Raw genomic sequence first — 12,199 nt, forward strand, 5'->3', positions numbered from 1 at the left:
GCTTCGCGATCCGACACGGGCCTCCCCTCCCCCCACTCGGGGGGAGGGGAAGGCGCCGGCATGCCCCCCTTCCGCCTCGGCCTCGTCATCCTCCTCGCCACCCTCGTCCTCGATCAGGCCTCCAAGCTCTGGCTCTATTTCGGCACCGATCTGGTGCTGACGCAGCCGTGGCATCTGACCGCCTTCGCGGATGTCGTCGTCGTCTGGAATCGCGGCATCTCCTATGGCCTGTTCCAGCAGGAGGGCGGCCTAGGCCGCTGGATCCTGGTGGCGGTGTCCGTGGCGGCATCGATCGGGATGATCGCCTGGATGCGTCGCGCCTCGTCGTCGCTTCTGGCGGCTGCCCTCGGGCTCATCGCGGGCGGGGCGATCGGCAACGCCATCGACCGGGCAGCCTACGGCGCGGTGTTCGACTTCGTCCACCTCCATGCGGGCGCATGGTCCTGGTACGTGTTCAACATCGCCGACGCGGCCATCGTCGCCGGTGTCGTCGGCCTCCTCATCGACAGTCTGATCCCGGTCCGGCACCCTCGGGACGAAGCCCCTCCGGGCGGCCCCTGAAGATTCGTGCGGCTGTGATCCGTAAACCACATTGCGGATCGTTGTGGCCGGGAGGCTGGTGCGCTGCGGTCAAGGCGCCATACGTTCGCCTGAAACCGCCGTCAGGCCACGAGGGCAAGACCGGCATCGACCGACACCGACACGCGCCAGCACGTTCCGGGCAGGCACGCATTCGAGCTGGCGCACTCTGCGGGCCGGCGCAATTTGGGGGCAGCATGATCGGGCATCGCGGGTTCATTCTCGGCTTTACCGGACTTCTCGCGGCGAGCGGCGCCCAGGCGCAGCAGGGCGTGTTCATGCGCGACACCCTGAGCAGCATCGGCCTGATCGAGCCCGAGAAGCCGGCCATCACCTATCGTGAGCGGGCGCCCCTGGTGATGCCGCCCAAGCTCGACGGCAAGGCGTTGCCGCCGCCGCGTGCCGCCACTGCCACGCCGCAATGGCCCAAGGATCCCGAGATCGTCCAGCGCGACCGTGAACTCGCCGACGCGAAGAAGCCGATCTCCCGCGGAGCGCAGGGGCGGATGAACGACAACAACATGACGCTTTCGCTCGACGAGATGCGCGGCGGCCGACGCGCCGATGCCAGCGTGCGCACCGAGCCGGGCCGTCCCGAGAGCGACGGCGCCTCGTCTTCGATCTGGAGCCCCTTCGACATCTTCGGCAAGCGTGAGGACAAGGCCCAGCCCATTCTCGCCGAGCCCGATCGCGATACCCTCACCGACCCGCCGAACGGGTACCGCAAGGCCCCGAAGGCGGTCGCCCGCAACAACAGCGACCCCATCAACAATCCCTCGCGCGAGCGTGAGGAAGCCGATCCGGGTGCCTACATCCGGGGTCGCTAGCCGAGTTCCGCGAGGAGCCCGCGGACGGTCCCGTCGCTCGTAGTGGAGATGGCCCCGTCCCGCTGGATCCCGCACCCACCCCCGGCGCCCGAAGGGTATCGGTACGGGATTTGCCCTGACCTCGGCCTGCGGATTCGTGGCATCCGAGGCGTCCGCTAGGGGCATTGCGTTCATGACGGGCGGTCACGCATGGCCGACGTATCAAGGAAAAGACGATGCATCTGTTGCGGAAGGATACGCCCGGGTTCTCGCTCAACCGCCGCTACGGCCATGCCGGCCGGGCCGAGGCCGCGCCGTTCGGGCGGTCCGAGGCCGGTGGCCCCGAAGTCTCCGCCTTCGCCCTCGATAACGGCCTCGATGTCGTCGTGGTGCCCGATCACCGCGCGCCGGTGGTGACGCACATGGTGTGGTACCGCAACGGTTCGGCCGACGATCCGATCGGGCAGTCCGGCATCGCGCATTTTCTCGAACACCTGATGTTCAAGGGCACGGAGAAGCATCCGGTCGGCGCCTTCTCACAGGCCGTGTCCGGCCTCGGCGGCCAGGAGAACGCCTTCACCTCCTACGATTACACTGCCTATTTCCAGCGCGTCGCCCGCGACCATCTCAAGACCATGATGGAGTTCGAGGCCGACCGCATGACCGGTCTCGTCCTCGAGGATGCCGTGGTGGCGCCGGAGCGCGACGTGGTGCTGGAAGAGCGCCGCATGCGGGTGGAGACCGACCCCTCGGCCCAGCTCTCCGAGGCCATGGCCGCCTCGCTGTTCGTGCATCACCCCTACGGCACGCCGATCATCGGCTGGATGCACGAAATCGAGGATCTCAACCGCACCCACGCCCTCGACTATTACAACCGCTTCTACACCCCTGAGAACGCCATCCTGGTCGTGGCCGGCGACGTGACGCCCGACGAGGTCCGGCGGCTCGCCGACGACACCTACGGGCTCGTGACGCCGCGCGGCGCCCGGCCGGTGCGGGTGCGCGCCAAGGAGCCCGAGCCCCGCGCGCTCCGCCGCCTCAGCGTCGTCGATCCGAAGGTGGAACAGCCGACCCTGCAGCGGCTCTATCTCACCCCCTCCTGCATGACCGCCCGCGACGGCGAGTGCCACGCCCTGGAACTGCTGGCCGAGGTGATGGGCGGCGGCTCCACGTCCTTCCTCTACCGCAAGCTGGTGATGGAGCTCGGCGTCGCCGTGAATGCCGGCGCCTGGTACATGGGCTCGGCCATCGACGACACGCGCTTCTCGGTCTACGCCATCCCCGCCGAGGGCGTGAGCCTGGAGCGCCTGGAGGACGAGGTCGACCGCGTCCTGCGCCGCGTCCCCTCCGAGGCCCTGGGTCCGGAGGCCATCGAACGGGCCAAGACCCGGCTCGTCGCCGAGACGGTCTATTCCTCCGACAGCCAGTCGTCGCTGGCCCGTATCTACGGCTCGGCGCTCGCCATCGGCGAGAGCATCGAGGAGGTCCGCCGCTGGCCCTCCGACATCGAGGGCGTGACGCGGGATCGCCTCGCCGCCGTCGCCGAGCGCTACCTGATCCCCGCCCGCTCCGTCACCGGATACCTGACCAAGACGCGCGATCCCGACGCCGCCGTTGCGTGAGGCGACCCTCACGCACGATCCCGCTGATCCCGGCCCGGGCGCCCAGAAGAAGAATGAGGTTCTCATGAACTCGGTCGAAGCCAATCTGGTCGATACCACCGCCCGCAGCGCGAACGCCCCCACGCTGGCGCTTCCGGTGGCCGCCGCCGCCGGCATCGAGGCCTGGCACGTGGAATCGCCCGTGGTGCCGATGATCGCCCTCGCCTTCACCTTCGAGGGGGGGGCGGCTCAGGATCCCGAAGGCAAGGGCGGCGTGGCGCAGATGCTGGCGCGCCTCCTCGACGAGGGTGCCGGCGACCTCTCCTCCGACGCCTTTCAGGAGCGTCTGGCCGCGCGGGCCATCGAATTGTCGTTCCATGCCGGCGCCGACGCGGTAGGCGGCTCCCTCAAGATGCTGGTCAAGCACGCCGACGAGGCCATCGACCTCCTCGCACTGGCGCTCGCCAAGCCGCGCTTCGATCCCGACGCCATCGAGCGCGTGCGCGCCCAGACGCTGGCCGGCCTGCGCTACCAGCAGAACGATCCGGGCGTGATGGCTTCACGCCGCTTCTTCGCCGAAGCCTATGCCGGCCATCCCTATGCCCGTCCCTCGTCCGGCACGCCGGAGAGCATCGCGGCCATCACCCGCGACGACCTCGTGGCGATGCACCGGCGGATCATCGGCCGCGGCGGTCTGAAAGTGGCGGCCGTCGGCGCCATCGATGCCGACCGTCTGGCCGATGCCCTCAACCGCGCCTTCGGTGTCCTCGACGAGGCCGGACCGCTGAACGCCGTGCCGCAGACCCAGGTCGGCCAGCTCGGGCGCCGCGTCGTCGTCGATATCGACGTGCCGCAATCGGTCCTGCGCTTCGGCATGGGCGGCGTGCCGTGGAAGGACCCGGATTTCATCCCCGCCTATGTGCTCAACCACATCCTCGGCGGCGGCTCCTTCACCTCGCGCCTGTTCCAGGAAGTGCGCGAGAAGCGTGGGCTGGCCTATTCGGTCGGCACCTCCCTCGTCAGCCACCGCGCCAGCGCCATGACCTGGGGCTACACCGCCACCAAGAACGAGCGCGTCGGCGAAGCCCTGTCGGTGATCGGCGACGAGATTGGCCGGCTCATCAGCGACGGCCCGTCCGACGAGGAGCTTCAGAAAGCCAAGGATTACCTCACCGGCTCCTATGCGCTCGGCTTCGACACCTCGACCAAGATCGCGCACCAGCTCGTGCAGATCTCCTTCGAGGGGCTGGGGATGGATTACTTCGCCCGCCGCAACGAGATGGTGACGAACGTGACCCAGGCGGACATCCGCCGCGCCGGTGCCCGCACCTTCGCCGACGGCAAGATGCTGGTGGTGGCCGCGGGACGCCCCACGGATTTCCTTTAGGATTCGGACGCGCCATTGGGTCCCAGCGACACCCAATCAGACCGACAGGGCGAGCCGCTCGGCCGCCCGGCGCAGGTCGTCCGCCGGCACCGCTCCGTAGCGTTCCTCGAACGTCCGTTGTGCCCGCTCCCAGAAAGGCCGCGCCTCCTCGACGCGTTTTTGGCCGGCCTCCGTGAGGGTGAGTGAGCGCGTGCGGCCGTCCCGTCCCGGACCGGCGACGATGAGACCGTCCCGGGTGAGCGGATGCAGGGCACGGCCCATCGTGGTGCGGTCCATCACCATGATGTCGGCAAAGCCGTTGATGGAGATCGGCCCGACACGGCCGAGACCGCGCAACAGACCGTACTGGCTGGTGCGCAGGCCGGTCGGCGCGAGATGCTGGTCGTAATGCTGAGTCAGCCGGCGCGACGCCTGGCGAAGGGCGAGGCAGTGGCACGGTGACACCGGTGCCGGACGGTCCATCGCGAAAAGTCCTCGAGGAATGGGTCACGGGGTCTGCGGACGACGCGCTTGTGTAAAGCGTGCATATGCGCCTAAGCAAGGGTCGACCGCGTCGCGGTGCCGGGTATGCCCGCCCGGTGATCCCACCGAACCACCATGCGGAACCCGAAGAGGCCGTATGACCATCACCGCTCCCTTCGGGTCGTTGTCGAACGCCGTTGCCGCGCCGCTTGCCCGCCGCAACGTCCATTACGGCTGGGTCGTCGCCGGCGTCACCTTCCTCACCATGCTGGTGACGGCCGGCGCCGTTGGCGCACCGGGCGTGCTGATCCTGCCGTTGCAGAAGGAGTTCGGCTGGGACACGGCGACGATCTCCTCGGCGCTGGCCGTGCGCTTCGTCCTGTTCGGATTGATGGGGCCTTTCGCGGCCCAGCTGATGAACCGCTACGGCCCGCGCCGCATCGTGCTCCTGGCGCTTCTGCTCATCGTCGGGGGGCTCCTCACCTCCCTGTTCATGAGCGAGGTCTGGCAGCTGGTCATGCTCTGGGGCGTCGTCGTCGGCATCGGCACGGGGCTCACCGCCCTGGTGCTCGGCGCCACCATCGCGACCCGCTGGTTCTCGCGCTCGCGCGGCCTCGTGGTCGGTCTCCTCACCGCCAGTTCGGCCACCGGCCAGCTCATCGTGCTGCCGCTCCTCGCCGCCCTCACCGAACATCTCGGCTGGCGCGCCGCACTCCTGGTGATCTGCGGGCTGCTGCTCACGGCGGGGCTCGCCGTCACGGCGCTGTTGCGGGACCGGCCGGAGGACATGGATCTGGCCCCCTACGGCGAGACCGCCGTCACCGGTACCGCTCCGCCGCCGGTCGTGAGCGGCTCCGCCTTCGGAGCCCTGGCGGAGGCGTCGCGCACGGGTGTGTTCTGGGTGCTCTTCGCCACGTTCTTCATCTGCGGGGCCAGCACCAACGGGCTGATCCAGACCCACTTCATCCCCCTCTGCGCCGATTACGGCATCGGCCCGGTCCAGGGGGCGAGCGTGCTGGCGGCGATGGGCGTGTTCGACTTCATCGGCACGGTGGCGTCGGGCTGGCTCTCCGACCGCTACGACAACCGCTGGCTCCTGTTCTGGTATTACGGCCTGCGCGGCCTCTCGCTGATGTTCCTGCCGTTCTCCGACTTCTCCTTCGTCGGCCTGTCTGTCTTCGCCGCTTTCTATGGGCTCGACTGGATCGCCACGGTGCCGCCCACCGTGCGGCTCACCGCCGCCCGGTTCGGGCGCGAAAAGGCGAACCTCGTCTTCGGCTGGGTGTTCGCGGGCCACCAGCTCGGGGCCGCCACCATCGCCTACGGCGCCGGCCTGTCGCGCACCGCCCTGTCGAGCTACCTGCCGGCCTTCTTCGCCGCCGGCGCCCTGTGCATCCTCGCCGCCATCCTCGTCCTGACCCTGTCCCGTCCGGGAGACCAGCGGGACGCATCGCCCGCCGCCCTGCCGGTCCGGGGGTAGGGATGCACGGGTCACAGGATCTGCAGCCGGGTGTGCGGCCCGAGGCGCCGCAGCAACCGGACCAGATCTGGGCGCCTGACCGCGACGCAGCCCTCCGTCGGCAGGTATCCCGCCCGTGCCACATGGAGGAAGATCGCCGAGCCGCGCCCCGGCCGGATCGGCTGGCGGTTGTAGTCGAGATCGACGACGAGGTCGTAGAGACCGTCCTCCCGCCACATCCGCTCCGCGCTGACACCGGGGGCGGGCAGGACGATCGGCCGGTTGTAGCGCCGGTCGCGCGGGTCGTCGCACCAGCCGTCGTTCTGTCGCGTCCGGCGTAGAGCCAGCGCGGTGCGGGGGCGTGCCCCGAAATGGTCCGGGCGATAGGCCCCGGCCCGCAGGCGGAAGACGCCCCGCGGGGACAGGCCGTCCCCTTCGCGCTTGACCTGACCGATGCCGGAGCGGCCGAGCGCGCAGGGAATGACCGCATTGGCGGCGAGAATCTGCCCGCGGGTGGGATCACTCACCAGCCGGCGGACGCGGATGCGAGAGAGGGTCAAACGGATCATGTCGGCCTTATCGACCGGACAGACCGGCCCGAGCCAGCCCATTCCTGAGGCGGCGATGCGCGACGACGGCACCCATGCGAAACTTTTTCGGGGGTCGAACCGTCACGGACGTGCATACTCCGCCTCCGGCGCGCCCTCGTTCAAGGTTCTGACATAAACCCGCCATCACTCTGCTGTGTAGGCTCGCGGCCGACGAAGCGGTCGTCTCTCAAGTTTTCGGGATCGGCCCGTCCGGGCACATCCCTGTTGCGTGTGAAAGTATCCCCGGCCGATGTCGACCACCCATCGCCTTCTCGTCTGCGACGACGACGAGTCCCTGCGCGAAACCTTGATCGAACAACTCGACCTGTACGAGGAGTTCGTCACCGTCAGCGCGGAGGACGGGAAATCCGCCCTCGCCCGCGTGGCCGAGGACCGGATCGATCTCGCGATCATGGATGTCGGCCTGCCGGACATGGACGGGCGCGAAGCGGTGCGGACCATGCGCCGCAACGGTTATCGCGGCCCGGTCATCATGCTGAGCGCGCAGGATTCGGAAGAAGACACGGTGGAGGGCCTGGAAGCGGGCGCCAACGATTATGTCGCCAAGCCGTTCAAGTTCGCGGTGCTCCTCGCGCGCATCCGCGCGCATCTGCGCAGCCACGAGGCCAGCGAGGACGCCGTCTTCCAGATTGGCCCCTACACCTTCCGCCCCGGCGCCAAGCTCCTCATCTGTGAGCGTGGCTCGAAGCTGAAGCTCACCGAGAAGGAGACGGCGATCCTGCGCTTCCTCTACCGCGCCGGCCGCGAGGTGGTGGGCCGCGACACGTTGCTGGCCGAGGTCTGGGGCTACAACGCGCAGGTCACCACGCATACGCTGGAGACCCACATCTACCGCCTGCGCCAGAAGATCGAGCCGAACCCGGCCGTCACCGCCATCCTCGTCACCGAAGGCGGCGGCTACAAGTTGCTGCCCTGAGGATCAGGCGGCCGCATTCGGCGCATCACCGCCGGATGTGTGGAAGGCGGCGATTTCCCGAATCAGGTCGCGTTGCTGCTCGATGACGAGATCGGACAAGATTTCGTCGTCGTTCCCATCGATGACCGACAGCAGGCGGATATCCGGATATCGGCCCTCGAAGAAGACGAGGACCTCGGATTGCGCATAGGGATCGTTCGGATCCAGGCAGAAGTGATTGGACACCGGAATTTCCGTCTTCATCGCCCTCGGGAGACGCGTCTATCCACCGGTTTCATGACATCCGTTTGATCGACGCTCCGTCCCTGCGCGGGCGCGGCGCCGGATTTCCCCCCTCGCCCGCCTTCGGCTAAGGCTAGCTCCTCTGGAGGGACGCCTCCGTCTTGAGGGAGCGGACGGCATTGGGGCTCGACGACGACATCGCGATCCTGGCGGCGGCCCCCCTGTTCAGCTTCATGGCGCGGGACGCCCTGAGGCTCCTCTCCTTTGCCGCTGAGCGTCGCAGCCTGACGCCGGGGGACGTGCTGTTCGCCCGCAACGAGCGCAGCGATGGCGGATACGTCGTCATGTCCGGAACGGTCGAACTGGCGCCGCGTGGCGCCGGTGCGGAACCCGTCAGGGTCGGCCGCTCCGCCCTGATCGGGCAGATGGCGCTGTTCCTGCGCGGCGAGCGCCCCACCGATGCCCATGCCGTCACGGCGGCGGAGGTCGTCCGCATCACGCCCACGCTGATGCGCCGAGTGCTCGAGGAATTTCCCGATGCGGCCGAGGCGATCCATGCCGCCCTTCATGACGACCTCGGTACGTTGATCGAGGATCTCGACGGCGTGCGCGCCAGGATCGACGCCATCTGACATCGTATCGTCCTCTCGCCGGACGCACGATCTGGCAAAACCTGCCGGGACGGGCCAAAAGTCTTCCGTCCCTCAACACTCTTCCGGGAAGTGCTCATGCGCGCCGCCGTGATTCTCTGCCTCGCTCTCCTGCCCGCCGCCCCAGCCCTGGCGGCATCCCCCTGCGAGGAACTCTGGGGCGAGCGCAACGCGGTCTATGCGGAGGCCGGCTACTGCTTCAAGACGCAGCGGGCGATCTCGGCCTTCGGCAACGTCAATTGCCGCTTCTCCGACATCCGCGACGTCCCGCTCTCCGCCCGCGACCGGGCGAAGGTCGGCGAGATCGTGCGGGAAGAAAGCCGTAACGGCTGCCGCGAGTGAGCCCACGCCTCGCCTGAAGCCCCGAGGTGACAGGCCGGGCCGCCTTTTGTAAGCACGGCCCTTCCCCCTCACCGACCGGAACGCCACCATGTCCCACGCCGATCTCTCCACCACCATCGAGACCGCTTGGGAGGAGCGTGCCAGCATCGACGTCTCGACCAAGGGCGCCGTGCGCGACGCCGTGGACGAGGCCCTCGATCTCCTCGATTCCGGCAAGGCCCGCGTGGCGGAGAAGGTCGGCGAGGAATGGCAGGTCAACCAGTGGCTCAAGAAGGCGGTGCTGCTGTCCTTCCGCCTCAACGACATGGAGATCATCCATGGCGGACCCGATGGCGCCAATTGGTGGGACAAGGTGCCCTCGAAGTTCGAGGGCTGGAAGAAGAAGCATTTTCGCGAGGCCGGCTTCCGGGCCGTGCCCGGCTGCTTCGTGCGGCGCGGCTCCTACATCGCGCCCGGCGCCGTGCTGATGCCCTCCTTCATCAATCTCGGCGCCCATGTGGGTGAGGGCACGATGGTGGATACCTGGGTGACGATCGGCTCCTGCGCGCAGGTGGGGAAGAACTGCCACATCTCCGGCGGTGCCGGCATCGCCGGAGTGCTCGAGCCGCTCCAGGCCAACCCGGTCATCATCGAGGACAATTGCTTCATCGGCGCCCGCGCCGAGGTGGCCGAGGGCGTGATCGTCGGTGAGGGCAGCGTGCTCTCCATGGGCGTCTATATCGGCGCCTCCACGAAGATCATCGACCGGTCCACGGGGGAGGTCATGTACGGCCGCGTGCCGCCCTATTCGGTGGTGGTCTCGGGCACGACGCCCGGCAAGGACCTGCCCGACGGTACGCCCGGCCCCGGCCTCTACTGCGCCGTCATCGTCAAGCACGTCGATGCCGGCACCCGCTCCAAGACCGCCATCAACGAGCTGCTTCGGACCTGAGACGCGCTCGCATGCGATTCGGATCGGCACTCTCCTCTTTCCCGTCGCGGAAAGAGGAGGGGCGGGCGCTCCTCATCGGCCCTGGCGCGACACAGGGCCGACCTGTGCGGCAGCGACCGGCGCGTTAGATCTTCCGTCCGATACAGACCGTCCCGGATGAGGCGTTGCCAGCGATGATCGAGCCTGCCCACTCCACCCGTGGCTTTCAGCTCGACGTGCTGGAGCGCAAGGTCCCGACTCCCTGCGACATCGTCGGGAGCGGCCCGGCGGCCCTACTCCTGCCGGCCCTGTCGTCGATCTCGGCACGAGCGGAGATGCGGCCCCTCGCCAAGATTCTGGGCCACGACTACCGTTGCCTCATTCCCGACTGGCCCGGCTTCGGCAACCATCCGCGGTCCCGCATCGCCATGGAGCCGGAGACCTTCCACGCCTTCATGGATTCCCTGCTCGCGGCATTGCCCGGCCCCTACGCCATCGGCATCGCGGCGGGTCATGCGGGGCCCTATCTCGTGGCGGCCGCACGGCGGCATCCGGGTGTGTTCGACCGGCTCGTCCTCATTGCACCCACCTGGCGTGGGCCGCTGCCCACCGCTCTGGGCGACTCGCGCCGCGGCTGGCTCTCGGGCATCCGCAAGGCCATCGAACTTCCGCTGCTGGGCGAGGCGCTCTACCGCATCAACATCAGTCCTCCGATCATCGGCCGGATGATGCGCGCGCATGTCTATGCCGATCCGGACCACGTCACGCCCGGCATCATCGCCGACAAACACGCCGTGACGCTCCAGCCGGGGGGCCGTTTCGGCACGGCGGCCTTCGTCACCGGAGGGCTCGATCCGTTCAAGGTCCGCAAGGACTTTCTCGCCCTGATCGAGGCGGACGGACTTCCGCCGATCCTGGTTTTGCGTCCGGAGCGTGCGCCCCGCCGGTCCGGCGCCGAGATGGACGCTCTCATCGCCGCCGGCCATGTGGCCAAGGCTTCGGTTCCGGGGGCCTTGAGTCCGCATGAGGAATATCCGGGAGAGGTCGCCGCCGCGATCCTCGCCGGCATCCGATAGGGGTCTCGTGCGCGGACCTGCGGGCAAACCTGTTACGGATCGACGAAATGTCATGCGCTCAGGGTGCCATACGAGTGTCGTTCAGGAACCCTATGGCTCCCCTATCGCTTGCCATTCCCGACGCATTTCACCCTGAGCCGCCGCCATGTATTCTTTGTTTCCCGCTCTCGCGTCGCTCGCCTTCACGTCCTGCGCCCTGATGGCGGCTCCTGCCTTGGCGCAGGCACCCGCGCCGAACACGGCCGACAGCAAAGCCACGAGCGGAAAGCCTCGTTCGGCGCCGGCCGTCGCCACGACGCCGTTGACGCCGGAGATGCCGGCACGCGCGCCCTATCTGTCCGACGCCACCGCGCCCGATACGGTCGCGATCCTGCCCCCGCCGCCGCGGGGACAATCGGCGGCGGAGACGGCGGACAAGACCATCTTCGCAGGGACCCGCGCCCTGAAGGGCAGCGCGCGCTGGGAACTCGCCACGGCGGATGTGGCGGACGGCCCCTCGGCCATCCTCGATGATTTCGCCTGCGTGCTCGGCCGCAAAATCGATCAGTCCCGCTCCCCGGCACTAATGACCCTGCTCGAACGCACCCGCCTCGATATCGGCCGGGCCACCCGCCCGCTCAAGGAGCATTACCGTCGCCTGCGGCCCTTCGTCGGCAACGAGGCCGAGATCTGCGTGGCGCGCACCCGCGAGCTCGGCGATGCCTTCAGCTTCCCGTCCAGCCATGCGACGCAAGGGTGGGCCTACGCGTCCATCCTCGCCGCACTGGTGCCGGAGAAAGCGACGCAGTTCTTCGTCCGCGGCAAGGCCTACGGCGAGAACCGCATCGTCTGCGGCGTGCATTGGGCCAGCGACGTGGAAGCCGGCCGGACGACGGCAAGCGTCGTCGTCAGCGCGCTCCAGGGCGATCCGGGCTTCCGCGCGGATCTCGAAAAGGCACGGGCGGAGATCGGCAAGAACCTGTCGCAGGAAGGCTCGCCGCCGGACGCGGCGATCTGTGCCCGCGAGACCTCGGCCCTGCGCGAACCCATCCTGTAGACGGCTACGGGGGCGCGGCGGCGGCCGAGCCCCTGAGCGCGGGTCACGCCGGGCGCGCCCCGACACACCCGCCAAGCCCCTTCGATCTTGCCAAAACGAAGAAAAGCCCGACCGTTGATCCCGGTCGGGCCTTTCTTCGTTT

General features: G+C 68.5%; 14 protein-coding genes. 11 read left to right on the plus strand and 3 right to left on the minus strand.

What is annotated here, in order from left to right; translation table 11 throughout:
- Positions 1-60: 60 nt before the first annotated feature.
- From lspA to ASF34_RS08210, 4 genes are all read left to right on the plus strand, one after another.
- Positions 61-561 (plus strand): signal peptidase II, encoded by a 501-nt coding sequence (gene lspA, locus ASF34_RS08195; protein ID WP_056160472.1) that lies wholly within the window; start codon positions 61-63, stop codon positions 559-561.
- A gap of 215 nt (positions 562-776) precedes the next feature.
- A complete protein-coding gene (locus ASF34_RS08200) occupies positions 777-1,406 on the plus strand; it encodes a hypothetical protein (protein WP_018045879.1) in 630 nt (209 codons plus the stop codon).
- 215 nt (positions 1,407-1,621) lie between these two features.
- The gene (locus ASF34_RS08205) at positions 1,622-3,007 is read left to right on the plus strand and encodes a M16 family metallopeptidase (RefSeq protein ID WP_018045880.1); all 1,386 of its coding nucleotides are present in this window, start codon (positions 1,622-1,624) and stop codon (positions 3,005-3,007) included.
- A gap of 64 nt (positions 3,008-3,071) precedes the next feature.
- A complete protein-coding gene (locus ASF34_RS08210; RefSeq protein ID WP_056148857.1) occupies positions 3,072-4,373 on the plus strand; it encodes a M16 family metallopeptidase in 1,302 nt (433 codons plus the stop codon).
- A gap of 36 nt (positions 4,374-4,409) precedes the next feature.
- On the opposite strand, the gene ASF34_RS08215 is transcribed toward ASF34_RS08210, so the two are convergent.
- The gene (locus ASF34_RS08215; protein ID WP_056160474.1) at positions 4,410-4,835 is read right to left on the minus strand and encodes a MarR family winged helix-turn-helix transcriptional regulator; all 426 of its coding nucleotides are present in this window, start codon (positions 4,833-4,835) and stop codon (positions 4,410-4,412) included.
- A 157-nt stretch (positions 4,836-4,992) separates the two neighbouring features.
- Here ASF34_RS08215 and ASF34_RS08220 point away from each other — a divergent pair, with 157 nt between their 5' ends.
- Positions 4,993-6,315, plus strand: coding sequence for an MFS transporter (locus ASF34_RS08220; RefSeq protein WP_056160476.1), 1,323 nt, complete (start codon positions 4,993-4,995; stop codon positions 6,313-6,315).
- Positions 6,316-6,326: 11 nt separating this feature from the next.
- On the opposite strand, the gene ASF34_RS08225 is transcribed toward ASF34_RS08220, so the two are convergent.
- Positions 6,327-6,863 (minus strand): L,D-transpeptidase family protein, encoded by a 537-nt coding sequence (locus ASF34_RS08225; RefSeq protein ID WP_056161134.1) that lies wholly within the window; start codon positions 6,861-6,863, stop codon positions 6,327-6,329.
- 271 nt (positions 6,864-7,134) lie between these two features.
- Here ASF34_RS08225 and ASF34_RS08230 point away from each other — a divergent pair, with 271 nt between their 5' ends.
- A complete protein-coding gene (locus ASF34_RS08230; protein ID WP_018045885.1) occupies positions 7,135-7,821 on the plus strand; it encodes a response regulator transcription factor in 687 nt (228 codons plus the stop codon).
- 3 nt (positions 7,822-7,824) lie between these two features.
- On the opposite strand, the gene ASF34_RS08235 is transcribed toward ASF34_RS08230, so the two are convergent.
- Positions 7,825-8,046: a hypothetical protein gene (locus ASF34_RS08235; protein WP_018045886.1), complete on the minus strand. Its 222-nt coding sequence runs from the start codon at positions 8,044-8,046 to the stop codon at positions 7,825-7,827.
- Between the two features lie 176 nt (positions 8,047-8,222).
- On the opposite strand from ASF34_RS08235, the gene ASF34_RS08240 reads away from it, so the two are divergent.
- From ASF34_RS08240 to ASF34_RS08260, 5 genes are all read left to right on the plus strand, one after another.
- Positions 8,223-8,675, plus strand: coding sequence for a cyclic nucleotide-binding domain-containing protein (locus ASF34_RS08240; protein WP_056148680.1), 453 nt, complete (start codon positions 8,223-8,225; stop codon positions 8,673-8,675).
- Positions 8,676-8,771: 96 nt separating this feature from the next.
- Positions 8,772-9,035, plus strand: a complete 264-nt coding sequence (locus ASF34_RS08245; protein ID WP_056160477.1) for a YARHG domain-containing protein — start codon at positions 8,772-8,774, stop codon at positions 9,033-9,035.
- An 88-nt stretch (positions 9,036-9,123) separates the two neighbouring features.
- Positions 9,124-9,966: a 2,3,4,5-tetrahydropyridine-2,6-dicarboxylate N-succinyltransferase gene (gene dapD / locus ASF34_RS08250; protein WP_056160479.1), complete on the plus strand. Its 843-nt coding sequence runs from the start codon at positions 9,124-9,126 to the stop codon at positions 9,964-9,966.
- Between the two features lie 173 nt (positions 9,967-10,139).
- On the plus strand, positions 10,140-11,021 hold the full coding sequence (locus tag ASF34_RS08255) for an alpha/beta fold hydrolase (RefSeq protein ID WP_018045890.1): 882 nt from the start codon (positions 10,140-10,142) through the stop codon (positions 11,019-11,021).
- Positions 11,022-11,166: 145 nt separating this feature from the next.
- Positions 11,167-12,057, plus strand: a complete 891-nt coding sequence (locus ASF34_RS08260; protein ID WP_056160481.1) for an acid phosphatase — start codon at positions 11,167-11,169, stop codon at positions 12,055-12,057.
- The last annotated feature ends 142 nt before the right edge of the window (positions 12,058-12,199 follow it).

This window comes from Methylobacterium sp. Leaf106, from assembly GCF_001422895.1.
Classification (GTDB): domain Bacteria; phylum Pseudomonadota; class Alphaproteobacteria; order Rhizobiales; family Beijerinckiaceae; genus Methylobacterium; species Methylobacterium bullatum.

What these genes read in the sequence shown, in the direction of transcription:
- lspA (WP_056160472.1), top strand. Translation starts at nt 61, where the DNA reads ATGCCCCCCTTCCGCCTCGGCCTCGTCATCCTCCTCGCCACCCTCGTC.
- ASF34_RS08215 (WP_056160474.1), bottom strand. Translation starts at nt 4,835, where the DNA reads ATGGACCGTCCGGCACCGGTGTCACCGTGCCACTGCCTCGCCCTTCGC.
- ASF34_RS08255 (WP_018045890.1), top strand. Translation starts at nt 10,140, where the DNA reads ATGATCGAGCCTGCCCACTCCACCCGTGGCTTTCAGCTCGACGTGCTG.
- ASF34_RS08245 (WP_056160477.1), top strand. Translation starts at nt 8,772, where the DNA reads ATGCGCGCCGCCGTGATTCTCTGCCTCGCTCTCCTGCCCGCCGCCCCA.
- ASF34_RS08220 (WP_056160476.1), top strand. Translation starts at nt 4,993, where the DNA reads ATGACCATCACCGCTCCCTTCGGGTCGTTGTCGAACGCCGTTGCCGCG.
- ASF34_RS08205 (WP_018045880.1), top strand. Translation starts at nt 1,622, where the DNA reads ATGCATCTGTTGCGGAAGGATACGCCCGGGTTCTCGCTCAACCGCCGC.
- dapD (WP_056160479.1), top strand. Translation starts at nt 9,124, where the DNA reads ATGTCCCACGCCGATCTCTCCACCACCATCGAGACCGCTTGGGAGGAG.
- ASF34_RS08225 (WP_056161134.1), bottom strand. Translation starts at nt 6,863, where the DNA reads ATGATCCGTTTGACCCTCTCTCGCATCCGCGTCCGCCGGCTGGTGAGT.
- ASF34_RS08200 (WP_018045879.1), top strand. Translation starts at nt 777, where the DNA reads ATGATCGGGCATCGCGGGTTCATTCTCGGCTTTACCGGACTTCTCGCG.
- ASF34_RS08230 (WP_018045885.1), top strand. Translation starts at nt 7,135, where the DNA reads ATGTCGACCACCCATCGCCTTCTCGTCTGCGACGACGACGAGTCCCTG.
- ASF34_RS08210 (WP_056148857.1), top strand. Translation starts at nt 3,072, where the DNA reads ATGAACTCGGTCGAAGCCAATCTGGTCGATACCACCGCCCGCAGCGCG.
- ASF34_RS08260 (WP_056160481.1), top strand. Translation starts at nt 11,167, where the DNA reads ATGTATTCTTTGTTTCCCGCTCTCGCGTCGCTCGCCTTCACGTCCTGC.